Consider the following 21,130-nt stretch of genomic DNA (forward strand, 5'->3'; position numbering starts at 1 on the left):
CGGGTCCGGCCGGTACGCCGACACGTTACGTGGTGTCCGTCCGCTCACGGAGCGGATGCGGACCGCTACTCCTCCAGGCGTTCGGCGAGCAGCCGGGCCAGGTTCCGGGCCTTTTCCTGCAGCTCCGTGCTGTCGGGGGCCTCGGCCGAACCGGTCGTCTGCTCCCGGTAGGAGACCGTCACGATGACGTTGGATGTGCGGAACACCACGCTGACGGCACGCTGATGGCCGTTCGCGCCGACCGTGCTCAGGGTGTCGTCGAGGTACGCGACGTTCCCGAGGCCCCCGAGGACACGGGGTTCGAGCCCGGTGGGCGAGGGGCTCGACGGGGTGGCCCCGGACGAGGGCGGGGTGGCGCCGGCGGGAGGCTTGCCCGCCGGGGCGTCGCCGGGCTTGCCGGCACCCGTCGTGGCACCCGGCGCGGCCGCGCCCTGTGTCGCGCCGGGAGGCCGACCGCTCGCCGTGGAGGTGCCCTGGGGTGTCGCGGTGGCCGAGGGCGTCGTCGTCGCGGGCGGGGCGGTCGTCGGCGGCGCGGTCGGGGGCAGCGGGATACCGGCCGCGAGCTGCTTGCGGACGAACACCTCCTGCGCCCGGTCGTCGTCGCTGACGGCGGTGTCGTACGAGACCACCCGCTCGATGTCGAGCGCCAGCCGGTGCGAGATGTCCGGGGTGTCGGCCTTCCAGGTGCACCCGACCCGCCGGTCGGTGTCGTACGTCACGGACGCGACGCCGCGGTACGCCTTGTCGCGCTCGGCGTCGGCGAGGGCGGCGGCGCCCGGGAGCAGGTCCTTGAGCGTCGCCTGGGGGACGGCGCCGCAGGGCTCGAAGAGCGTGCGGTAGCGGCCCGGGGGTGCGACGGGCGCGGCGGGGCCGGCCTTGGCGTCGACGGCGATGTCGTCGGCCGGGGTGCCGGACGAGCAGCCCGTGAGGCCGATTCCGAGGCCGAGGCCGAGTGTGAGGACGACGGCGGTGCGAGCCGTGGACCCGGTGCGACCGGGGGTGTACCTCTTTCGCTGCACGCTCCCAGGCTCCCTTCTCCCAAGGTCTTTCCCGAAAACTGTTTGCCGCGCGAACCCGGCCGATGGACACAATGTCTATCGCACACGCAGCTGTTGATGCCGGTCCGCTGTCACCTGTACGGGCTTTGGCTCCGGTTTTTGCGTTATCAGACTTTTCGGGGGAATCGAGGAAGTATGTCGTACGTAGAGGTACCTGGGGCGAAAGTCCCCATCCGGATGTGGGCCGACCCCGCCACGGTGGAGGGCGGTGCCATGCAGCAGCTGCAGAACGTGGCGACGCTGCCGTGGATCAAGGGCCTCGCCGTGATGCCGGACGTGCATTACGGCAAGGGCGCGACGGTCGGGTCGGTGATCGCGATGCAGGGGGCGGTCTGTCCCGCGGCGGTCGGTGTGGACATCGGCTGCGGCATGTCGGCGGTCAAGTCCTCGCTGACGGCGAACGACCTGCCGGGTGACCTGTCGAGGCTCCGCTCGAAGATCGAGCAGGCGATTCCGGTGGGCCGGGGTCTGCACCGGTCGGAGGTGGACCCGGGGCGGCTCTACCAGTTCCCGACGTCGGGCTGGGACGACTTCTGGTCGCGGTTCGACGGGGTCGCCGACGCGGTCAAGTTCCGTCAGGAGCGGGCGCGGCAGCAGATGGGAACGCTCGGAGGCGGCAACCATTTCATCGAGTTCTGTCTCGACGAGTCGGGCGCGGTCTGGCTGATGCTGCACTCCGGATCCCGGAACATCGGCAAGGAGCTCGCCGAGCACCACATCGGCGAGGCGCAGAAGCTGCCGCACAACCAGGGGCTCGTCGATCGTGACCTGGCGGTCTTCGTCGCGGAGACCCCGCAGATGGCGTCCTACCGGAACGACCTGTTCTGGGCCCAGGAGTACGCGAAGTACAACCGCGCGATCATGATGGCGCTCTTCCAGGAGGTCGTCCGCCGGGAGTTCCGCAAGGCCCGGGTGACCTTCGACCAGGTGATCTCCTGCCACCACAACTACGTGGCGGAGGAGCGGTACGACGGCATGGACCTGCTGGTCACGCGGAAGGGTGCGATCCGGGCAGGATCCGGGGAGTTCGGGATCATCCCGGGTTCGATGGGCACGGGCTCGTACATCGTGAAGGGCCTGGGGAACGCGTCGTCCTTCAACTCCGCCTCGCACGGTGCGGGCCGGAAGATGAGCCGGAGCGCGGCGAAGCGGCGCTTCTCGACGCACGACCTGGAGGAGCAGACGCGGGGTGTGGAGTGCCGCAAGGACTCCGGCGTCGTGGACGAGATCCCGGGTGCGTACAAGTCGATCGAGAAGGTCATCGACCAGCAGCGGGACCTGGTGGAGGTCGTCGCCAAGCTGAAGCAGGTCATCTGTGTGAAGGGCTGAGTCGTTCCCGAAAGGGGCGCGGTCCGGGCGGGGCGAGCAGGGAGAGTCAGCGGGAGGGGCCTGCGCGGTGCGCAGGCCCCTCCCGTCTGTCCGCTCGGTCCGCTCGAACGGCTGGGTCTGCTCAGAGCTCGCGGTGGACCTTCGTGTTGGAGGCCTGGGCGCGGGGGCGGACGACCAGGAGGTCGATGTTGACGTGCGGGGGGCGGGTGCAGGCCCAGGTGATGGTGTCGGCCACGTCGTCGGCGGTGAGGGGTTCGGCCACGCCGGCGTAGACCTTGGCGGCCTTCTCGGTGTCGCCGCGGAAGCGGGTGGTGGCGAACTCGTCCGTCTTGACCATGCCGGGGGCGATCTCGATGACGCGGACCGGGGTGCCGACGATCTCCAGGCGGAGGGTCTCGGCGAGGACGCGCGCGCCGTTCTTCGCGACGACGTAGCCGGCGCCGCCCTCGTAGGTGGAGTGGCCGGCGGTCGAGGAGAGGACGACGACCGTGCCGTCGCCGCTGGCGGTGAGGGCCGGGAGCAGGGCCTGGGTCAGGTTCAGCGTGCCGATGACGTTGACCTCGTACATCTGGCGCCAGTCGGCCGGGTCGCCGGTGGCGACGGGGTCGGCGCCGAGGGCGCCGCCGGCGTTGTTGACCAGGACGGCGAGGGTCTGGAAGGCCGTGGCGAACTCGTCGACGGCGGCGCGGTCGGTGACGTCGAGGGCGTAGGCGGTGGCCTGGTGGCCGGCCTCGTTGATCTCGGCGGCCAGTTCCTCGATGCGGTCCTTGCGCCGGGCGGTGAGGACCACGCGGTAGCCGGCGGCGGCGAGCTGCCTGGCCGTGGCGGCGCCGATTCCGCTGCTCGCTCCGGTGATGACGGCGATGGGGGTACCGGGGGCAGTCATGACGTCGTGCTCCTCGCGCAGGTGGTCGATTACGTCGATCGCCCGGCCAAGGATAGGCGGCGTCGATCTCGGAGGGCGCGGTGCGTGTGGGGGGCGGCCCGCCGGAGGGGACACGCCGGCTGATGGATTATCAGGAGATCTGAAGGTCTATGGGTATTTTGGCCTTATGCGTGGATTGCGGAAGGCTGTGCTCGGGGTCGCTCTCGCGGCCGCGGTGGTGATGGGCGCGGGCACCGGTGCCGGTGCCGTGGGGCCGGTGGTGGGGCCCGAGGCGGACCTGTCCCATCACGGTCATGTCTCCCTCTGGGACGGGCGGGTCGGGGTCTGGCTGGTCAGCGAGAACTTCGGTCCCACCGATCTCTCCCAGGCGACGGTCCGGCTCGCGTTCTCCGTGCCGATGGCGGGCGGCCACGAGCTGCCGGAGGCCTGTCTGTGGAGCAGTGACCGGGTGGTCTCCTGCCGGACGGGCGAGCTGCCGGCCGCGGGGGGTGCCGGTGAGCTGGCGCTCGATCTGCGGACCGCGGGCCTTCCGGACGAGCTGACGGTGGAGATCAGCACCGCCTGGCGGGACGGCGTGGCCGACCGGAATCCGCGGAACGACCGGCACCGGGTGCTCGTGCTCGCCACCGGCGATCCTTACGTCTTCTGAGTCTGAAGGGTTCAGCGGCTCGTCCAGTGGACGTAGCCGTCGGGGCGGACCAGCACCGCGGTCCTCCGTGTCGGATCCGTCCAGGTGGCCCGAACGAGGCGCTCGGGGGAGACCGGGGCGGTCGGAGGCAGGGCCGGGATCCCGCCCTCCGGGGTGATCAGCACGAACTCGCCCGCTCGCAGCAGCTCGTAGAGACGGCCTTCGCGCAGGCGCGCATCCGGTGCGCGGCGGCCCGCGGGGCGCCTGGAGCCCGCCGGGGGCGCGTACGCGATGCCGAGTCCGCTGATCATGCCCATGGCGCGGGCGGAGGCGGGCCGTACCGCGCTGAGGAGCCGGGCGGCGAGGGAGCGGGCGGCGCGGGTGAGCGGGGTGTGGGCCATCGCGAGGCGCACGAGTGCGCCGCTGGTGCGGAGCACGGCGGCGCCGACGGGGTGGCGCTCGGACTGGTAGCTGTCGAGGAGGGCTTCGGGGGCGGGTGCGTCGCCGCGCAGGACGGCGGCGAGCTTCCAGGAGAGGTTGGCGGCGTCCTGGAGGCCGGTGTTCATGCCCTGGCCGCCGGCGGGGGAGTGGACGTGGGCGGCGTCGCCGGCGAGGAAGACCCGGCCCACGCGGTACGAGGGGGCCTGGCGCTCGTCGCTGTGGAAGCGGGAGATCCAGCGGGGGTCGTGCATGCCGAGGTCGGTGCCCAGGGCGCGACGGGTGATCTCGCGGACCTCGTCCAGGTCGACGGGTTCGGTGTCGGGGACCTGGCGGGTGCGGCTCCAGCCCATCACCCGGTACCAGCCGTCGCCGAAGGGGGCGAGGAAGGCGAAGGTGTCGCCGGAGCCGCTGACGCTGAACGCGTCGGTGGGTTCCTCCGCGAGACGCACGTCGGCGAGGACGAGGGAGCGGATCACGGATCCGCCGGGGAAGGGCAGGCCCAGGGCGGTGCGGACGGCGCTGCGGACGCCGTCCGTGCCGACCAGGTGGCGGGCGGTGAGGGTGAGGGGGGCTCCGTCGGGGTCGGTGAACTCCGCCGTCACCGTGTCGGCGTCCTGGCGCAGGCCGCGCAGCTCCGTGCCGTACCGGAAGGTGACCCCGGCGGCGACCGCCCGGCGCTCCAGGAGGCGCTCGACCTCGTACTGCGGGGTGACGAGCAGGTGGTTGAAGCGGCTGGGCAGCCGGGTGAGGTCGAGGTCCAGCCGGCCGAAGAGCCGTGCGGTGCCGAGGGTCGTGCCGGTGGCGACGAGTTCGTCCGCGAGACCGCGGGCGTCGAGCTGCTCCAGGGTGCGGGCGTGGACGCCGAAGGCGCGGGTCATGTTGGCGAAGCCGTGTGCGCGGCGCTCGACGAGGGTGACGTCCACGCCGGCGGTGGCGAGGTCGCCGGCGAGGAGCAGGCCGGTGGGGCCGGCGCCGATGACGAGGACCTGGGTGTCCGTCGGGTCGGTGGTCGTGGTGGTCTTCGGTGTCTCCGCGGTGCTCATGGCTGCCTCCGGGGTGCCCACGGTCGTTTGCCAACGGCTGTTGGTCAACGCTTGTTGGCGACTGTAGAGGTGGCGCTGATGGAATGTCAACGCCCGTTGGCCTACAGTTGTTGGTATGACGACCGCCCGCCGTTCCGACGCCACCAGAGCCGCGATCCTGGAGGCCGCCCGCGAGCGCTTCGCCTCCGACGGATACGACCGCGCCACCATCCGGTCCATCGCCCGGGACGCCGGGATCGATCCGTCGATGGTCATGCGCTACTACGGCAACAAGGAGGGCCTGTTCGCCGCCGCCTCGGAGATCGAGCTGAACCTGCCCGAGCTGGGCGGCCTGCCCGCCCGGCACGTCGGGGCCGTCCTGGTCACCCACTTCCTGGAGCGCTGGGAGCGGGACGACGTCCTCACCGGGCTGCTGCGGGTGGGGGTCACCAACGAGGCCGGGGCGGAACGGATGCGGGCGATCTTCGCCCAGCAGCTCGGGCCCGTCACCCGGGGCGTATGCCCCGACCCGGCGGAGGCGCCGCGGCGGGCGGCGCTCGTCGCGTCCCAGATCCTCGGCATGGCGCTCACCCGCTATGTGCTGCGGCTGCCGCCGGTCGTCGAGATGACGCCCGAGGAGATCGTGGCCTGGCTGGGCCCGACCGTGCAGCGTTATCTGACCGCCGAGGCGCCCTGAGGGTGACCCTGGTCCGGGCCGGTGCGGGCCGGGTGCCTGGTTCGTACAATCTCTGCATGACGCAGAAGAGTTCAGGTCGGCGCGAGGCGCTGATGACCGAGCTGTACGGGGAGGCCCGCCGCTACATGGCGGCGTACGCCCTGTTCAACCAGGCCGTCGCCGACCGTCTGGGGCTCCACCCGACCGATGTGCAGTGCCTGAACCTGCTCAGTCTGGAGGACGGTCCGGTGACCACCGGGCGGGTCGCCGAGCTGACCGGGCTCACCACGGGCTCCGCGACCCGGCTCGTCGACCGGCTCGAGCGGTCCGGCCATGTCACGAGGGAACGGGACACCGAGGACCGGCGCCGGGTCCTGGTGGCCCTCGTACCCGAGCGCATCGCCGAACTCGGCGCCCTGTGGCGCAAGCTCAACAGCACCTGGGGCACGATGTTCGACGTCTACAGCGACGCCGAGCTCGCCCTGCTCATCGCCCATATGCGGCGCACCGTCGAGATCAGCGCCGCGCAGATCGAGCGGCTGCGCGGCGGCGACCTGGACTGACCGGGGGCCGGACGGCGCGCTGCCGTTCGGCGGTCGCCCGTCGGCGGCGGGCCCGGGGACGGAGCGCGGGAGCTCAGCCGGCGGTCGCGCCGCCGAACTCGCGTACCGCGTCGGAGACGATCGCCTCCAGGCGGGCGTGGTGGGCGCCGCGCCAGTAGACCCGGCCGCACTCCACGCACTCGGCGAACACGTCGTACGACTTCTCCGTGCCCTGCTCCAGACGCTCGCGCACCGTGTCCTTGTCGGCGTCGCTCAGCCGCCCGTTGCACGCCGTGCACCGCGTCCAGGGCATGAGCGGCGGTGCGAAGCGCTCCAGGACGTCGCGGAGCTGGTCCTCCGGGCGGTCGCTGTAGACGTAGGCCCCCGCCCACAGTTCGCGGCGGCGGAGCAGGCCGCGGTCCCGCGAGAGCATGACGCGCCGCTCGCGCGCGGAGAGCGCGGCCAGGGCGGGGTCGCCGATGTCCTCGCTCTCGTAGGCCGCGTCCACCCCGAGCAGCCGGAGCCGCCGGGCCAGCGTGCCGAGGTGTACGTCGAGCAGGAACCGGAGGGGCGCGCCCGGTCGCGTCGGCTGCGGGCGGGCGACGCCCTCCACCTCGACGGTCTCGCCCGCCGCGGGGACGTAGGAGACGTCGACGGGCCGTCCGTCGACCAGCAGCCGGCCGGCCTCGGTGAGCGGTACGCCGAGGGATTCCACGACGTGGCCGAGCGAGGAGGCGCCGTCCGTGGTCACGGGCGTGCGGCCCGAGCGGCGGTCGGCCGAGACGAAGAGCCCCAGGTCGGGGGCGAAGCTGATGTGGATCTCCGGTCCGTTCACGGGGACAGGATCGCACCGGGGCGGGGTGGGCGGCCAGGGAATTCGTCGCCGTCAGGGGCGGAAGTCCGCCTCGTGGTCGGCGGCCCAGGCGGCGAACGTGCGGGCCGGACGGCCGGTCAGTTCCTCGACCGTGCGGGTCAGCGGTGTCGGCCGGCCGTCGTGCGTGGCCCAGTAGGAGAGCAGGGCGTCGACGAAGAGCTCCGGCATGAAGCCGGCGACCGACTCCTTCCACTCCTCGGGCGTCACGACCGTGTGGGGTGCGGGCCGTCCCGTCACCTCGGCGAGTATCGCCAGCTGCTCGACGAAGGTCAGCGACTCGGGGCCCGTCAGGAGGTACGAGGAGCCGCGCAGCCGGGGCTCGGTGAGGACCGCGAAGGCCGCCTCGGCGACATCGCGCTCATGGATCGGGTCGCCGTACGAGTCAGGGTGGGGCAGGGCGGGGCCCCGCCCGCTCCGGAGGGCTCCGGCCCACTGCAGGGCGTTGGTGGCGAAGGCGCCCGGCTGGAGGTGGGTGGCCTCGAAGGCCCCGGCGTCCGCGGCGGCGGAGAGGGCGCGCTCGGCGGCGAGGTGGGAGGCGGCGATCGGGTTCTCGGCGGCGTCCGGGGCGAGGACGGAGCTGGAGGAGAGCAGGACGACGTGCTCGACGCCGGCGGCGCGGGCCCGGTCGGCGAAGGCCTCGGCGTGGGTGGCCTCGGCGTACAGGAAGACGGAGTCGACGCCGGTCAGGGCGGTGTCGAAGGTGGCCGGGTCGGTGAGGTCGCAGCGCACGGTGTCGACCCCGGGCGGTGGGGAGAGGTCCGTGGGGTTCTTGGAGGCGGCTTTCGCCTTGATGCCGGCGGTGTCGAGGAGGCCGAGCAGGGTGGAGGCGACGCGGCCGCGGCTGCCGGTGACGAGAACGGTCATGAGGGGGTCCTTCCGGAGCGGTGCACGATTTCCTTCGCGACGCATCATCTGCGCCACGCAGATAAATATCCAGGGTCGTGCCGTGTGCGTCAACCCGGATGAAACCCTGAGGTACCGTCCCGGCATGAAGATCATCGACCTTGAGCCCGGCGATCCCCGGCTGGAGAACGACCTCCTGCCCGTCCTCTCCGAACTCCGCCCGCACCTCACCCCGGACCTCTTCCGGGAGGTCTACGAGACGGGGCACTCCCAGGGGCTGCGGTTCAGCGCCGCCTACACCGACGAGGGCCGCTGCGTCGGCGCCGCCGGCTGGCGGATCGTCATCAACACCAGCTCCCTGCGCAAGCTCTACGTCGACGACCTGGTGACCGCGGCCGCCACCCGGTCCACCGGGGTGGGCCACGCGCTCATCGCCCATCTGGAGAGCCACGCCCGCGCGGCCGGCTGCCACGAGCTCAACCTGGACTCCGGCACCCACCGCACCGGAGCCCACCGCTTCTACCTGCGTGAGCGCTTCGACATCGTGGCCTTCCACTTCACCCGGGCGCTCACGGGACCCGAAGACGCCTCCTGACGACAGGCCCTAAGGAGCCTCCCGGGCCGGCTTTCCCAGGTCGAGGCGCCAGTCGTTGCAGCGCATCCGCTGGCCCGGCGGGTATTCGAAGTCCCGCTCGCCGAGCAGCTCGAACCCGGCTTTGCGGCACACCGCGTTCGACGCGGCGTTCTCCGTCGACGGGAACGCGTGGAGGAAGGGATGGAGGCCCGCCGCCCGGGCCTCCTCGGCCACCGCGCGCGTGGCGGCGCTCGCCACGCCCCGGCCCTGGAAGCCCGGCAGCACGGCCCACCCGGTCTCGTAGACCGGCTCGCCGTCGCCGGTCCGCACCCAGAATCCGATGCTGCCGACGACGGCCTCCTCCGGCAGCAGCACGATCCGGTACATGCACCCCGCGCCCGGCTCGCCGGCGCTCAGCTCCACGTACCGCCGGTGGCGCCGGACGAGCTGCTCCTCCGTCTCCGGGCCGCCGAGGTGATCCATCAAGTCCGGTGCGTTCAGGGCGCGCAGCAGGCCGGCGTCGGTCTCGGACCAGGGCTCGATCCGTACGGGCGAGGTGGTGTCGGTGTCCATCTCCGTACGGTAGGTCAGGGCGCCGACACTCCCCGGGCGTACACCGTCGGCGACACCCCGATCGTCGCCGTGAACTCCCGTACGAGATGGGCCTGGTCGCTGTAGCCCAGCTCCACCGCCAGGGCCGCCCAGTCCGGGCCGCCCGCCGCGCCCGCGGCCTCGGCGCGCTCCAGGGCCTCGTGGATGCGGTAGCGCAGGATCACCCACTTCGGGCCGACGCCGACGTGGGTCGCGAAGAGACGCTGGAGCGAGCGTGCCGACAGGCCCGTCGCCGAGACCAGTTGGGTCACCTTGCGGACCGTACGGTCCCCTCGGATCAGGTCCACCAGCTCCATGGCCCGGGCGGCGGCCGGATCGGGTGCGGGGCCGTGGGCGAGCAGGAAGGCGTCGAGCGCCGCCACGCGCGCGTGGTCGGTGTCGGGGGAGAGGACGGCGGACAGGAGGCCGGCGCCCGTAGCCGCGCGGTCCTCCTCCCCACCCGTCCCGAGGCTCGGCTCCGGGCCCGTCCCGACGCCCGACGCCGTGCCCGCGTCCGGGAAGACCTCCGTCAGGGGGACCCGGCGGCCCGTCCAGGTCGACACCGGCCACGCGGGCGCGAAGGGACGGAAACCGCCCGGGCGGAACTGGACCCCGCAGACCCGGCCCGCCTCCGTCAGCTTCTGGGTGAACAGGCCGAGCCCGATCCCGGAGACCTCGGCGGACGCGCGCGCCTCCGCCGCAGGGGCGCCGAGCGCCCCGTACCGCTGGAAGACGATGTTCACCGACGGGTGCGGGACGACATGGGTCGCGTACGGCTCCGGCAGCTCCCAGTCGATCAGCCAGTAGTGCTCCAGATAGGGCCGCAGCTCCGGTGCCGGGGTGTGGCGGCGGAAGCGGACGCGGGAGAGCAGTTCGGCGGGGTCGACGATGCCGCGGGTGTCCTCGCGGGGAGCGGAGTCGGACATACTCCGATGCTAGGCCGGGACGCGTTTCCGGCCTGGCGTGTTTCTTCAAGACGGGGGTGGGCAGCGTCTCCTAACGTCACCCTCATGACGAACGAGGACCCGCTTCGCACCGGTGCCCCGCCCCGCATCCGTGACCTCCTCCGTAGCGCCGCCGCGCAGGCCACGCCCCTGGTCAGGGACATCGCCGACGCCTCGCTCGGCGCGCCCACGCCCTGCGCCGAGTACGACGTGCGTGCCCTGCTGAACCATCTTCTCGGCGTCGTCGTGCACTTCCAGGCGCTCGCCGCCAAGCGGCCCGCCGATCTCTCCACCACCACGGACTGGCTCGCCGACGCCGACTGGCGGGACCGCTTCGAGGCCGAGACCGGGAAGCTCGTCGAGGCCTGGTCGGCGCCCGGTGCCGAGGAGGGCACCACCGGGGGCATGGCGCTGCCGGCGCGGACCGTCGGGTCCATGGTGCTGCTCGACCTCACCGTGCACGCCTGGGACCTGGCCCGCGCCACCGGGCGGAGCTTCACACCCGATCCGGGCGTGGTCGACGGGCTCGTCGAGGAGGTGGAGCGGATGGCGCCGATGGCCCGGAAGACGGGTGTCTTCGGGGAGGCCGTCGACCTGCCCGGCGATGCCAGCGTCTTCGAGCGGCTGCTCGCGACGACGGGCCGCGATCCGCGCGCCTGGGAGGCCTGAGGCCCTGGAGGCCTGGGCCGGCGGTCCCAGAGCCCTCAGGCCCTGGGCCGGCGGTCCGGGACCCTGCCGGCAGACCGGGTGCCGACCCGGGGGCCCGGCTCAGCGCAGGCGGCCCGCCGAGCCCGGGGAGAGCCGGGAGACGACCTGGCCGAAGGCGTGCTCCTCCGCGGGCGTCAGCGGTATCGACTCCTGCGGATGCCAGATCCGCTCCAGTGGGGTGTGCGCCGGGTCGCGGCGGTCGCGGGCGCGGGCGCGCAGGCCGAGCGACAGCCACACCACCGTCGATACGGCGAGCAGGCCGAAGAGCGTGATCACACGGGGATCGGAGAACTGGCCGGGCAAGGACATGACTCACTCCAGGGCGGGAGGGCCGCCCGGCACCGCGCGCCCCGGCAGGTGGCGCGTGGGCACGAGGGCCCGACGATTCCTACTGCTTCCTCCCGACCTGTTCAGTTAACACCACCCTGGGGGACTTTCGGCAGGGGGTCCGGGACCTTGGTCCCGGACCCGGCCGCCCCGGGGGCCCGCGCCGCCGACAGGCCCTCTTGTGCGGGCCGGGGAACCGCTCCAAGGTGCTCGGAAGAGGCATATTTCCGGCCGGGGAGGGAGCAGCCGTATGTCCGGGACGCAGGCATGGGGATTCACGGACGACAGAGGCGCGGAGCTGGGGGCGGCCCGCGTGCCGCGGCGGGTGATCGCGTATGTGCGGGCCGGGGCCGCCCTGTGCGACCTGGGCGTGACGCCGGTCGCGGTGTACGGCTCCGGGCATGACGGGGACGTCCTCGACCCGGCGAAGGACGGCGGGCTGACGGCGGCCGCGGTGACCTACCTCGGGCCGGGCCGGGTCCTCGACGAGGGGCTGCTGCGGGAGCTGCGGCCGGACGTGATCGTCGACGTGACCTACGACGGGAAGAGCCCCTACGCGCTCGACGAGGCGGTCGCCGAACGGCTCGGGGTTCCGCTCGTCGCGCTCTCCGTCGGCAACGAGCTCACCCTGCCGGCGATCCTCGACCGGTTCGGCGCGCTGGCGGTGAGTCTGGGGGCGGCGCCGGACGACGGGACGACCGCCGAGGATTCCCCGGGCGATCTCGGGGCCGCCGAGGACGAGCTCCGGGAGGTCGCCGCGCGGACCCGGCTCGCAGTGCTCGCCCTCTCCGGGGCCGGTCCCGACCAGGTGCACCTCGCCCGGCCGTCGGCCTGGCCCGAGCTGGCGAGGCTCGCCGAGCTCGGCGTACGGCTCGTGGACCCGGGCCCGGGGCCCGGGGCCAACTGGCTCACCGGTGACTGGGGCCGGGCCTCCGAGCTCCGGCCCGGCCTGGTCCTCTTCGACAGCCGGGCGCACGCCACGGCGCCGGACGCGGCCCTGTCCGGCGTCCGGTTCTCGCCGTGGAACCCGGAGACCCCGCCCAGCCCGGCGGCGTACGCGCGCTTCTTCCGCGCACTGGCCGGGGCGCTCGCCGGCTGAACCGGCGAGGGCGTCGACGCGAAGCCGGGGCCGCTCAGGCCGGGGCCGCCGTGAGGCGGGTCCGGCGGAGCGAGTCGGCGAACTCCTCCGCGCGGGAGAGCTGGGCCCGCAGCTCGGCGACCCGCTCGGCGGCGGCCCGCTCGTAGCCGCGGACGCGGGCCACGAGCGCGGCCCGCTCGTCCGGGTCGAGCTCGGTGTCCGTGCCCGCGCGCTCGGCGGCCAGCAGGTCCACGGCCGTGAGGAGTTCGCGGGTCTCGTCGAGGGTGAAGCCGAGCGGCTTCATCCGGCGGACGACCATCAGCCGGGACACGTCCGCGTCCGTGTAGAGCGGGAAGCCGCCGGGCGAGGCCGCGGACGGGACGACGAGTCCGTTGTCCTCGTACTGCCGGATCGTGCGCAGGGACAGCTCGGTCCGTGCGGCGACCTCGCCGATCTGCATGGGCTCGCCGGCCATACGCATTCCTCGTACTCCGCTCACGCGTCAGGTCCTTCCTCGTACGGGGTTCCCACCGGGCGTACGGGGTCCCCACAGGGCGCGGCTTCCGCGCATTACATACCATTCGTCCTAACTTCAGCACTTATGAGAGCTGGAAGTGCGGCGAAACGCCTGCTCGTAGGTCGTCCGTTGGACAGCGGGCGGCTCGGGGAGACCCTGCTGCCGAAGCGGGTCGCCCTGCCGATCTTCTGCAGCGACCCGCTCTCCTCGGTCGCGTACGCCACCGAGGAGATCCTGCTGATCCTGGCCCTCGGCGGCCTCGCCGTGCTCCATCTGGCCTGGTACGCGGCGGTCGGCATCGTGATCCTGCTCCTGGTCGTCGTCGCCTCCTACCGGCAGACCTGCTACGCCTATCCGGGCGGCGGCGGGGCTTATGTCGTCTCCGCCGAGAACCTCGGGCAGACCGCCGCGCTCACCGCCGCCTCCGCGCTGCTGATCGACTACGTGATGACCGTCGCCGTCTCCGTCGTCTCCGGGGTCGCCGCCATCACCTCGGCCGTGCCCTCGCTCGACGGGCACGCCGTGGCCATGTCGGTGTTCTTCGTGGCCGTGCTGGCCTGGCTGAACCTGCGCGGAGTGCGGGAGTCGGGGCGCTGGTTCGCCGTCCCGACGTACGCCTTCATCGCGGTCATCTATCTGATGTTCGCGGTGGCCGCGGTGCGGATGGCGACCGGTGCGACGATCCGGGCCGAGTCCGCCGATCTGCCCGTCGAGGCGGTCTCCACCTATTCGGGGATCGCGCTCGTGCTGCTCGCGCTGCGCGCCTTCGCCTCCGGCTGTACCGCGCTGACCGGTGTCGAGGCCGTCAGCAACGGCGTACCGGCGTTCGCCAAGCCCAAGAGCCGCAACGCGGCGATGACGCTCGCGATCATGGGCGGGCTGTCCGTGACCATGTTCTTCGGGATCACCGTGCTCGCGATGGTCTACGAGGTCCACGTCGCCGAGGACCCCACCGAACTCGGGCTCGCGCCCGGCACCCCGACGTCCACCGCGCTCGCGCAGATCGGACGGGCCACCTTCGGCGACTGGCACATCCTCTTCTACGCGCTCCAGGCCGTCACCGCGGGCGTCCTGATCCTGGCGGCCAACACCGCCTTCAACGGCTTCCCCATGCTCGCCTCCGTCCTGGGCCGCGACCGCTACGCGCCCCGCCAGCTCTTCCACCGCGGCGACCGGCTCGTCTACTCCAACGGCATCGTGCTCCTCGCGCTCGCCGCGATCGTCCTCATCGTCGCCTTCGACGCGCAGCTGACCCGCCTCATCCAGCTGTACATCCTCGGCGTCTTCGTCTCCTTCACCCTCTCCCAGGCCGGCATGGTCAAGCACTGGCGGCGAGAACTCGCCACACCCGCGGGCGCCGCCGACCGTCACAACATCCACCGCCGTCTCGCGATCAACGCCTTCGGCGCCTGTCTGACGGCGGTCGTCCTCGTCATCGTCCTCATCACCAAGTTCACCCACGGCGCCTGGATCGTCGTCATCGCGATGCCGGTGCTCTTCGCCGGGATGAAGGGGGTGAGGCGGCATTACGACGCCGTCTCCGCCGAGGTGGCCGTCGCCCCCGGGCAGCGGCCCCACGCCCTCGCCGAGAACCACGTCCTCGTCCTGGTGGCCTCGGTGAACGCGCCCAGCCTCCGGGCCCTGTCGTACGCGAAGACCCTGCACCCCGCCTCGCTCACGGCGGTCACCGTCGCCGAGGACCCGGCCGAGGCGGAGGTGCTCCGCGCGACCTGGGAGGCCCATGGCATCGACGTACCGCTTCGGGTGCTCAGCTCCCCGTACCGCTCGATCGTCCAGCCGGTCCTGCGGCACGTCCGGGAGGCGCCCGAGCGGGCAGGGGACGCGGTGATCTCGGTGGTCATCCCCGAGTACGTGGTGGGCCACTGGTGGGAGCAGCCGCTTCACAACCAGAGCGCGCTGCGTCTCAAGACCCGGCTGCTGTTCATGAAGAACGTCGTCGTCATCGACGTGCCGTACCGCCTCGCCTCGGCCCGCGAGCTGGCCGCCGAGCGCGCGAGGGCGGCGGACGCCGCGCGGGCCGCGGAGGCGGCGAAGGCGGCCGGGGACGCGAAGCGCCCCGGGGACGGGACCTGACGGCCCGGTCGTCCCTCGCCGTCACGGAGCCTCCCCGTCACAGGCGCCGTGCAGCCGTCGTCCCTACGGCCACACCAGGCAGTACGGCTGGTGACCCGCCTCGTGGAGGCGGACCGAGAAGTCCTGCCACTCGTGGAGCAGCTGGTAGACGTCGAAGGCGTCGCGCGGGCCGCCGCGGTCCGGGACCGTGGACCAGATGAAGGCGGCCGCGCCGACCGACTCCTCGCCGATCGCGCGCAGCGGGTCGACCACGGTCATCGGCAGCTTCACCACGGCGTAGTCCGGGTGCAGGACCACCAGCTCAAGCGGCGGCACCTTGTTCAGGGGCATGCCCTGGATGCCGGTCAGGACCATGGCCGCTATGGTCTCCGGCTTGATCTTGGTGAACATGCCGCCCATGCCGAGCTCGTCGCCGCCGAGTTCCTCCGGGCGCATCGAGATCGGGACGCGGGCCGCCGTGGCGCCGTCGGGCGCCCCGAAGTACTTGTACGTCACCCCCAACCGGCCACTCCCGCTCGCGCTTCCCTTGGCCGGATCTCCCGGAGGGCCCGATGTGTCAGGGATGCCGGGAATGCCTGGAGTGCTCGGGGTTCCGGAGGTCGAGTCCTCGCCCCGCCGGCGCCGGTGCCTCCCCCGGCGGGCAGACTCCGGACCCAGATCGTCCGTCCCCTCGCCCGGTCCGCCACCGCGATGCATATCTCCACCCGACTGCTTTTTCTCGGCAACACGACCCCGCCGCGCAACCCGATCATCGTGTCAGTGACCTCCCCCGCGTTCGTACGGTGAAACACCTGTCCGCAAGAACGCCGTGGCCTCTGACACCATGGATTCCGTGAGCCATCCCTTTGACGCCCCAGTTTCGCAGACGCTGAGGGCGGACGCCCCGGCGTAATACTCAGGATGTTCACACCCTCCCTTCGTCCCCGATGTCGTGCCCGAAGTCGTTCTCGCAGGTCAGGATCACAGTGCCGTATTCATACGAAGCCCCAGTCTCACAGACGCTTTTCGACCGCGCTTCCCTCGTGACGCCCGGCGGCGTGAACTCACCGGTACGTGCCTTCCGGGCCGTGGGCGGAACGCCCCGGTTCATGGTGTCCGGTTCCGGTCCCTACCTCACCGACGCGGACGGTCGTGAGTACGTCGACCTGGTGTGCTCGTGGGGGCCGATGATCCTCGGCCACGCGCACCCCGAGGTCACCGCCGCGGTGCAGCAGGCCGTCGCCCGCGGCACCTCCTTCGGTACGCCCGGCGAGGGCGAGGTCGCGCTCGCCGAGGAGATCGTGGCGCGCGTCGAGCCCGTCGAGCAGGTTCGGCTCGTCTCCTCGGGCACCGAGGCCACGATGTCCGCGATCCGGCTCGCCCGCGGGTTCACCGGGCGCGCCAAGGTCGTCAAGTTCGCCGGCTGCTACCACGGCCACGTGGACGCGCTGCTCGCCGCGGCCGGTTCCGGTGTCGCCACCCTGGGGCTTCCCGACACGCCCGGTGTGACGGGCGCCCAGGCCGGGGACACGATCGTGCTCCCCTACAACGACCTGGAGGCCGTCCGGGCCGCGTTCGCCGCGCACCCGGGCGAGATCGCCTGTGTCATCACCGAGGCCTCGCCCGGCAACATGGGCGTCGTGCCGCCGGCCGAGGGCTTCAACCAGGGCCTCGCGGACCTGTGCCGGGAGAACGGCGCGCTGTACATCTCCGACGAGGTGATGACCGGTTTCCGTACGTCGAAGGCCGGCTGGTACGGCGTCGACGGCGTCAAGGCCGACCTGCTGACCTTCGGCAAGGTCATGGGCGGCGGCTTCCCGGCCGCCGCGTTCGGTGGCCGCGCCGACGTCATGGGGCACCTCGCCCCGGCCGGGCCGGTCTACCAGGCGGGCACCCTCTCCGGTAACCCCATCGCGACGGCCGCCGGGCTGGCGCAGCTGCGGCTGCTCGACGACGCGGCGTACGCCAGGGTGAACGCCGTCTCGGAGACGATCCAGGGCCTGGTCACCGACGCGCTCGGCAAGGAGGGCGTGGCGCACCGGCTGCAGACCGCGTCCAACATGTTCTCGGTCTTCTTCACCGCCGACGAGGTGCGGAACTACGACGAGGCGAAGCAGCAGGAGGCCTTCCGCTTCAACGCCTTCTTCCACTCGATGCTGGCCGACGGCGTCTACCTGCCGCCGTCCGCCTTCGAGTCCTGGTTCGTGTCGGCCGCCCACGACGAGCGGGCGATCGAGCGGATCGCCGCCGCCCTGCCGGCCGCCGCCCGCGCCGCCGCGGAGGCGACGGCATGAGCGAGAGCGGCAACGGCACCCATGGCGCCGATCAGGACATCACCGTCGTCCATCTGATGCGGCACGGCGAGGTGCACAACCCCGACGGTGTCCTCTACGGGCGCCGCACCGGCTACCACCTCTCCGAGCTCGGCCGGCAGATGGCGGACCGGGTCGCCGAGAGCCTGGCCGACCGGGACATCACCCATGTCGTCGCCTCGCCGCTGGAGCGGGCGCAGGAGACGGCGACGCCGGTCGCCAAGGCGCACGGTCTGGACCTGGCCACGGACGAGCGGCTCATCGAGGCGGCGAACGTGTTCGAGGGCAAGACGTTCGGTGTCGGTGACGGGGCGCTGCGCAAGCCGGCGAACTGGAAGCACCTGACGAACCCGTTCCAACCGTCCTGGGGCGAGCCGTACGTCGAGCAGGTCGTCCGCATGATGGGGGCGCTCGACGCGGCGAAGGACGCGGCCCGGGGGCACGAGGCGGTCCTGGTCAGTCACCAGCTGCCGATCTGGATCGTCCGCAGCTTCGTGGAGAAGCGCCGGCTCTGGCACGATCCGCGGCGGCGCCAGTGCACGCTCGCCTCGCTGACCTCGTTCACGTACAAGGGCGACAAGATCGTCTCGGTCGGATACAGCGAGCCGGCCCGGGACCTCGTTCCGGCGCATCTGCTCGCCGGCGCGAAGCCGGTCAAGGGGAAGTCGAAGGCCTTCGGGGCGTAAGCCCTCTTGAGCGGCACGTAAGCGGGACGCAGTTCTTCCGAAGCGGGACGGTGGATCTTCCGGAGCCACATGTAGTCCTTCGGTGAAGGATTGCGTCCCCGCTGGACAGCGCGGGAGTCCGCGGTCCACAGTTCAGGGCGGTCGGGTGGTGTTCATGCCAACCGATCGCCCTAAAATTTTTGTGCGATTTTCCGGAACCTCCGTGTTCCTCCTGGCATCTCACTCATTGTCGGTTTGGATGACGTTTCGTTAATACGTCAGCGCGAATGGGGATGTCATGCGCGGGATCAGTGGGATCAGTCGAAGGGGGCTGCTCGGAGCGGGCGTTGGTGCCGCGGCGGCGATGGGCATCGCGGCGTGCAGCAACGGCAACCAGGACAAGTCGGGACGTTCCGGGCCGGGCAAGGGGGGCGACGTCTCGGCGGAGCCGAGCACGAACACCCCGACCAAGGACCACGCCAAGCTCATCGGCGACGGTTCCACCGCCGACACGGGGAAGCAGCCGCACCAGCCCGACGCCCCCGTCCCGCTCGAACCCGGCCAGACCCCGCCCCAGTTCGTGATCTTCTCCTGGGACGGTGCCGGCGAGGTCGGCAACGGCCTGTTCCCGCGCTTCCTCGAACTCGCCAAGAACCACGACGCGGCGATGACCTTCTTCCTCTCCGGGATCTACCTCCTCCCCGAGTCGAAGAAGGACCTCTACCGCCCGCCGAACAACCGCGTCGGCGCCTCGGACATCGGCTACCTCACCGACGGCCACATCAAGGACACCCTGAAGTACGTCCGGCAGGCCTGGCTCGAAGGCCACGAGATCGGCACCCACTTCAACGGGCACTTCTGCGGCGGCTCCGGCTCCGTCGGCAACTGGACCCCGGCCCAGTGGCAGAGCGAGATCGACCAGGCCATGAAGTTCGTCACCGAGTGGAAGACGAACAGCGGCTGGACCGACCTCGACCCGCTGCCCTTCGACTACTCCAAGGAGCTCGTCGGCGGCCGTACGCCCTGCCTCCTCGGCCAGGACAACCTGCTGCCCACCGCCAAGAGGCTCAACTGGCGCTACGACGCCAGTTCGCCCGGCGGCCGGCAGATGTGGCCCACCAAGCGCCAGGGCATCTGGGACCTCCCGCTGCAGGCGGTGCCCTTCCCCGGGCACTCCTTCGAGGTCCTGTCGATGGACTACAACATGCTCGCCAACCAGTCGAAGAACACGACGAAGGGCATGCCCTCGCGCTACCCGGGCTGGCGCAAGCAGGCCACCGAAGCGCTCCTCGGCGGCTTCACGCGCGCGTACGAGTCGAACCGTGCGCCCTTCTTCGTCGGCAACCACTTCGAGCAGTGGAACGGCGGCATCTACATGGACGCCGTCGAGGACGCGCTCAAGGGCATGGCCGGCAAGAAGGACGTCCGGCTCGTCTCCTTCCGGCAGTTCGTCGACTGGCTCGACGTCCAGGACCCGAAGATCCTCCAGAGGCTGCGCTCGCTGGAGGTGGGACAGAAGCCGGCCGGCGGCTGGAATACTTTCCTCAAGCCCGCGACGGACGGTGCGACGGCCTCGTCGACCCCGTCCGCATAGTCGTCCCCCGTGTTCGCTTAGGCGATCTTGACAAGGGGCTTTCCGGGCACGTAGGGGGGTGCCCAAGATCCCCCAAACGCCCATGCGAAACTTTTCACATGAGCCTTAGCCGTGCCCCTCGACGCACCCTGCTCGCCGTCGGAGTGCTGTCCGCCGCCCTCACGCTCTCGGCCTGCGGCGGCGACAGCAACGGCAAGTCCGGCGGCGGTGGCAACACCAACTTCGTGACCAACACGGGTGGGATCGCCACCGCGCCCAAGGGCGAGCGCGCGGCCACCGGCAAGCTCGCGGGCGAGACCCTCGACGGCGAGCAGCTCGACGTCGCGGACCTCAAGGGCAAGGTCGTCGTCCTCAACGTGTGGGGCTCCTGGTGCGCCCCGTGCCGCGCCGAGGCCCCCCACTTCGCGAAGGTCGCCAAGGACCTGGAGGGCAAGGGCGTCGAGTTCGTCGGACTCAACACCCGCGACCCCAACAAGCAGCCCGCCCTCGCCTTCGAGGAGGACTACGGGGTCACCTACCCGAGCCTCTACGACCCTCAGGGGAAGCTGATCCTCTTCGGCTTCCCCAAGGGCACGCTCTCCCCGCAGTCCATCCCCTCCACCGTCGTCCTCGACAAGGAGGGCCGGATCGCGGCCCGCTCGCTCATGGCGCTCAACGAGGAGAAGCTGCGGTCGATGATCGACCCCCTCCTCAAGGAGAAGTGAGCCGGTGAACGAGACCGTCACCAGCGGAGCCCTGCTCCTCGCGCTGCCCGTCGCCCTCCTCGCCGGACTGGTCTCCTTCTTCTCGCCCTGCGTCCTCCCGCTGGTCCCCGGCTACCTGTCGTACGTGACCGGCGTCTCCGGCACCGACCTCGCCGAGAGCCGCCGCGGCCGGATGACCGCGGGGGCCGTCCTCTTCGTCCTCGGCTTCACCGCCGTGTTCGTGTCCGGCGGGGCGCTCTTCGGCTACTTCGGGTCGACCCTCCAGGAGTACCGCGAGACGCTCACCACGATCCTCGGCGTGCTCATGATCCTCATGGGCGTGTTCTTCCTCGGTCTGATGCCCTGGTTCACCCAGCGCGAGTTCCGCTTCCACAAGAAGCCCGTCGCCGGTCTGGTCGGCGCGCCGCTGCTCGGCGCGCTCTTCGGCATCGGATGGACCCCGTGCATCGGCCCGACGCTCGCCTCGGTCAACGCGCTCGCCCTGGAGCAGGCCAGCGCCGGCCGCGGCGCGCTGCTCGCCTTCGCGTACTGCCTCGGCCTCGGCGTGCCGTTCGTGCTCGCCGCCATAGCCTTCCGCAAGGCGCTCGGGGCGTTCGGGTGGGTCAAGAAGCACTATGTGTGGGTCATGCGGATCGGCGGCGGCATGATGCTCGTCACCGGTGTCCTGCTCCTCACAGGCGCGTGGGACAGCATGGTCGCCACGATGCAGGGCTGGTCCAGCGGTTTCACGGTGGGGATCTGAGT

At 71.7% G+C, this 21,130-nt stretch carries 23 protein-coding genes; 13 read left to right on the forward strand and 10 right to left on the reverse strand.

Translation table 11 applies throughout. From position 1 onward, the window contains the following. Nucleotides 1-65: 65 nt before the first annotated feature. Nucleotides 66-1,019 (reverse strand): hypothetical protein, encoded by a 954-nt coding sequence (locus IF00_RS0132450; protein WP_030324286.1) that lies wholly within the window; start codon nt 1,017-1,019, stop codon nt 66-68. Nucleotides 1,020-1,193: 174 nt separating this feature from the next. Here IF00_RS0132450 and IF00_RS0132455 point away from each other — a divergent pair, with 174 nt between their 5' ends. After that, nucleotides 1,194-2,387 (forward strand): RtcB family protein, encoded by a 1,194-nt coding sequence (locus tag IF00_RS0132455; protein WP_030324288.1) that lies wholly within the window; start codon nt 1,194-1,196, stop codon nt 2,385-2,387. Nucleotides 2,388-2,508: 121 nt separating this feature from the next. Here the strand turns inward: IF00_RS0132455 and IF00_RS0132460 are convergent, their stop codons facing one another. Then, complete coding sequence (locus IF00_RS0132460) at nt 2,509-3,273, reverse strand: SDR family NAD(P)-dependent oxidoreductase (protein WP_030324289.1); 765 nt, start codon at nt 3,271-3,273, stop codon at nt 2,509-2,511. Nucleotides 3,274-3,439: 166 nt separating this feature from the next. Here IF00_RS0132460 and IF00_RS0132465 point away from each other — a divergent pair, with 166 nt between their 5' ends. Next, nucleotides 3,440-3,922 (forward strand): hypothetical protein, encoded by a 483-nt coding sequence (locus tag IF00_RS0132465; RefSeq protein WP_030324291.1) that lies wholly within the window; start codon nt 3,440-3,442, stop codon nt 3,920-3,922. Between the two features lie 11 nt (nt 3,923-3,933). On the opposite strand, the gene IF00_RS0132470 is transcribed toward IF00_RS0132465, so the two are convergent. Next, the gene (locus IF00_RS0132470; protein WP_030324292.1) at nt 3,934-5,385 is read right to left on the reverse strand and encodes an FAD-dependent monooxygenase; all 1,452 of its coding nucleotides are present in this window, start codon (nt 5,383-5,385) and stop codon (nt 3,934-3,936) included. A gap of 115 nt (nt 5,386-5,500) precedes the next feature. On the opposite strand from IF00_RS0132470, the gene IF00_RS0132475 reads away from it, so the two are divergent. Both IF00_RS0132475 and IF00_RS0132480 read left to right on the forward strand, forming a co-directional pair. After that, on the forward strand, nt 5,501-6,061 hold the full coding sequence (locus IF00_RS0132475; protein WP_030324294.1) for a TetR/AcrR family transcriptional regulator: 561 nt from the start codon (nt 5,501-5,503) through the stop codon (nt 6,059-6,061). Nucleotides 6,062-6,117: 56 nt separating this feature from the next. Next, complete coding sequence (locus tag IF00_RS0132480; protein ID WP_030324299.1) at nt 6,118-6,603, forward strand: MarR family winged helix-turn-helix transcriptional regulator; 486 nt, start codon at nt 6,118-6,120, stop codon at nt 6,601-6,603. A 73-nt stretch (nt 6,604-6,676) separates the two neighbouring features. Here IF00_RS0132480 and IF00_RS0132485 read toward each other — a convergent pair whose 3' ends face one another. After that, nucleotides 6,677-7,417, reverse strand: a complete 741-nt coding sequence (locus IF00_RS0132485) for a Mut7-C RNAse domain-containing protein (protein WP_030324301.1) — start codon at nt 7,415-7,417, stop codon at nt 6,677-6,679. A gap of 51 nt (nt 7,418-7,468) precedes the next feature. Next, nucleotides 7,469-8,320: an NAD(P)H-binding protein gene (locus IF00_RS0132490; RefSeq protein WP_030324303.1), complete on the reverse strand. Its 852-nt coding sequence runs from the start codon at nt 8,318-8,320 to the stop codon at nt 7,469-7,471. Nucleotides 8,321-8,444: 124 nt separating this feature from the next. Between IF00_RS0132490 and IF00_RS0132495 the strand changes: the two genes are divergently transcribed. Next, entirely contained in the window at nt 8,445-8,894 is a 450-nt protein-coding gene (locus IF00_RS0132495; RefSeq protein ID WP_030324305.1) for a GNAT family N-acetyltransferase, read from the forward strand. Between the two features lie 9 nt (nt 8,895-8,903). Here IF00_RS0132495 and IF00_RS0132500 read toward each other — a convergent pair whose 3' ends face one another. After that, on the reverse strand, nt 8,904-9,446 hold the full coding sequence (locus tag IF00_RS0132500; RefSeq protein WP_030324306.1) for a GNAT family N-acetyltransferase: 543 nt from the start codon (nt 9,444-9,446) through the stop codon (nt 8,904-8,906). Between the two features lie 14 nt (nt 9,447-9,460). Then, complete coding sequence (locus IF00_RS0132505) at nt 9,461-10,390, reverse strand: AraC family transcriptional regulator (protein WP_030324309.1); 930 nt, start codon at nt 10,388-10,390, stop codon at nt 9,461-9,463. An 84-nt stretch (nt 10,391-10,474) separates the two neighbouring features. On the opposite strand from IF00_RS0132505, the gene IF00_RS0132510 reads away from it, so the two are divergent. Further along, nucleotides 10,475-11,077 carry a TIGR03086 family metal-binding protein gene (locus tag IF00_RS0132510; protein WP_051820726.1) on the forward strand — a complete coding sequence of 201 codons (603 nt, stop codon included), beginning with the start codon at nt 10,475-10,477 and terminating at the stop codon, nt 11,075-11,077. A gap of 99 nt (nt 11,078-11,176) precedes the next feature. Here IF00_RS0132510 and IF00_RS0132515 read toward each other — a convergent pair whose 3' ends face one another. Further along, complete coding sequence (locus IF00_RS0132515) at nt 11,177-11,425, reverse strand: hypothetical protein (protein ID WP_030324314.1); 249 nt, start codon at nt 11,423-11,425, stop codon at nt 11,177-11,179. A 268-nt stretch (nt 11,426-11,693) separates the two neighbouring features. On the opposite strand from IF00_RS0132515, the gene IF00_RS0132520 reads away from it, so the two are divergent. Beyond that, entirely contained in the window at nt 11,694-12,542 is an 849-nt protein-coding gene (locus tag IF00_RS0132520; RefSeq protein ID WP_030324316.1) for an ABC transporter substrate-binding protein, read from the forward strand. 34 nt (nt 12,543-12,576) lie between these two features. On the opposite strand, the gene IF00_RS0132525 is transcribed toward IF00_RS0132520, so the two are convergent. Further along, entirely contained in the window at nt 12,577-12,996 is a 420-nt protein-coding gene (locus IF00_RS0132525) for a MerR family transcriptional regulator (RefSeq protein WP_030324318.1), read from the reverse strand. 126 nt (nt 12,997-13,122) lie between these two features. On the opposite strand from IF00_RS0132525, the gene IF00_RS0132530 reads away from it, so the two are divergent. Continuing rightward, nucleotides 13,123-15,132 (forward strand): APC family permease, encoded by a 2,010-nt coding sequence (locus tag IF00_RS0132530; protein ID WP_051820727.1) that lies wholly within the window; start codon nt 13,123-13,125, stop codon nt 15,130-15,132. 63 nt (nt 15,133-15,195) lie between these two features. Here IF00_RS0132530 and IF00_RS0132535 read toward each other — a convergent pair whose 3' ends face one another. Next, entirely contained in the window at nt 15,196-15,828 is a 633-nt protein-coding gene (locus IF00_RS0132535) for a hypothetical protein (RefSeq protein WP_078944933.1), read from the reverse strand. A 230-nt stretch (nt 15,829-16,058) separates the two neighbouring features. Between IF00_RS0132535 and hemL the strand changes: the two genes are divergently transcribed. The 5 genes from hemL to IF00_RS0132560 all read left to right on the forward strand — a co-directional run bounded on the left by hemL (nt 16,059) and on the right by IF00_RS0132560 (nt 21,128). Beyond that, nucleotides 16,059-17,405, forward strand: a complete 1,347-nt coding sequence (gene hemL, locus IF00_RS0132540; protein ID WP_078944934.1) for a glutamate-1-semialdehyde 2,1-aminomutase — start codon at nt 16,059-16,061, stop codon at nt 17,403-17,405. Then, on the forward strand, nt 17,402-18,109 hold the full coding sequence (locus tag IF00_RS0132545; protein ID WP_030324326.1) for a histidine phosphatase family protein: 708 nt from the start codon (nt 17,402-17,404) through the stop codon (nt 18,107-18,109). Before hemL ends, IF00_RS0132545 begins: the two co-directional genes overlap by 4 nt. 286 nt (nt 18,110-18,395) lie before the next feature. After that, nucleotides 18,396-19,682, forward strand: a complete 1,287-nt coding sequence (locus IF00_RS0132550; RefSeq protein ID WP_106975910.1) for a polysaccharide deacetylase family protein — start codon at nt 18,396-18,398, stop codon at nt 19,680-19,682. Nucleotides 19,683-19,780: 98 nt separating this feature from the next. Continuing rightward, nucleotides 19,781-20,386 carry a TlpA family protein disulfide reductase gene (locus IF00_RS0132555; RefSeq protein ID WP_030324330.1) on the forward strand — a complete coding sequence of 202 codons (606 nt, stop codon included), beginning with the start codon at nt 19,781-19,783 and terminating at the stop codon, nt 20,384-20,386. A 4-nt stretch (nt 20,387-20,390) separates the two neighbouring features. Then, the gene (locus IF00_RS0132560) at nt 20,391-21,128 is read left to right on the forward strand and encodes a cytochrome c biogenesis CcdA family protein (protein ID WP_030324331.1); all 738 of its coding nucleotides are present in this window, start codon (nt 20,391-20,393) and stop codon (nt 21,126-21,128) included. Nucleotides 21,129-21,130 lie beyond the last annotated feature (2 nt).

The sequence above is a fragment of the Streptomyces flavochromogenes genome, assembly GCF_000717595.1.
Lineage (GTDB): Bacteria > Actinomycetota > Actinomycetes > Streptomycetales > Streptomycetaceae > Streptomyces > Streptomyces flavochromogenes.

What these genes read in the sequence shown, in the direction of transcription:
- IF00_RS0132515 (WP_030324314.1), bottom strand. Translation starts at nt 11,425, where the DNA reads ATGTCCTTGCCCGGCCAGTTCTCCGATCCCCGTGTGATCACGCTCTTC.
- IF00_RS0132490 (WP_030324303.1), bottom strand. Translation starts at nt 8,320, where the DNA reads ATGACCGTTCTCGTCACCGGCAGCCGCGGCCGCGTCGCCTCCACCCTG.
- IF00_RS0132475 (WP_030324294.1), top strand. Translation starts at nt 5,501, where the DNA reads ATGACGACCGCCCGCCGTTCCGACGCCACCAGAGCCGCGATCCTGGAG.
- IF00_RS0132535 (WP_078944933.1), bottom strand. Translation starts at nt 15,828, where the DNA reads ATGCATCGCGGTGGCGGACCGGGCGAGGGGACGGACGATCTGGGTCCG.
- IF00_RS0132500 (WP_030324306.1), bottom strand. Translation starts at nt 9,446, where the DNA reads ATGGACACCGACACCACCTCGCCCGTACGGATCGAGCCCTGGTCCGAG.
- IF00_RS0132480 (WP_030324299.1), top strand. Translation starts at nt 6,118, where the DNA reads ATGACGCAGAAGAGTTCAGGTCGGCGCGAGGCGCTGATGACCGAGCTG.
- IF00_RS0132495 (WP_030324305.1), top strand. Translation starts at nt 8,445, where the DNA reads ATGAAGATCATCGACCTTGAGCCCGGCGATCCCCGGCTGGAGAACGAC.
- IF00_RS0132520 (WP_030324316.1), top strand. Translation starts at nt 11,694, where the DNA reads ATGTCCGGGACGCAGGCATGGGGATTCACGGACGACAGAGGCGCGGAG.
- IF00_RS0132555 (WP_030324330.1), top strand. Translation starts at nt 19,781, where the DNA reads ATGAGCCTTAGCCGTGCCCCTCGACGCACCCTGCTCGCCGTCGGAGTG.
- IF00_RS0132545 (WP_030324326.1), top strand. Translation starts at nt 17,402, where the DNA reads ATGAGCGAGAGCGGCAACGGCACCCATGGCGCCGATCAGGACATCACC.
- IF00_RS0132510 (WP_051820726.1), top strand. Translation starts at nt 10,475, where the DNA reads ATGACGAACGAGGACCCGCTTCGCACCGGTGCCCCGCCCCGCATCCGT.
- IF00_RS0132465 (WP_030324291.1), top strand. Translation starts at nt 3,440, where the DNA reads ATGCGTGGATTGCGGAAGGCTGTGCTCGGGGTCGCTCTCGCGGCCGCG.
- IF00_RS0132505 (WP_030324309.1), bottom strand. Translation starts at nt 10,390, where the DNA reads ATGTCCGACTCCGCTCCCCGCGAGGACACCCGCGGCATCGTCGACCCC.
- IF00_RS0132525 (WP_030324318.1), bottom strand. Translation starts at nt 12,996, where the DNA reads ATGGCCGGCGAGCCCATGCAGATCGGCGAGGTCGCCGCACGGACCGAG.
- IF00_RS0132470 (WP_030324292.1), bottom strand. Translation starts at nt 5,385, where the DNA reads ATGAGCACCGCGGAGACACCGAAGACCACCACGACCACCGACCCGACG.
- IF00_RS0132530 (WP_051820727.1), top strand. Translation starts at nt 13,123, where the DNA reads ATGAGAGCTGGAAGTGCGGCGAAACGCCTGCTCGTAGGTCGTCCGTTG.
- hemL (WP_078944934.1), top strand. Translation starts at nt 16,059, where the DNA reads ATGTCGTGCCCGAAGTCGTTCTCGCAGGTCAGGATCACAGTGCCGTAT.
- IF00_RS0132460 (WP_030324289.1), bottom strand. Translation starts at nt 3,273, where the DNA reads ATGACTGCCCCCGGTACCCCCATCGCCGTCATCACCGGAGCGAGCAGC.
- IF00_RS0132455 (WP_030324288.1), top strand. Translation starts at nt 1,194, where the DNA reads ATGTCGTACGTAGAGGTACCTGGGGCGAAAGTCCCCATCCGGATGTGG.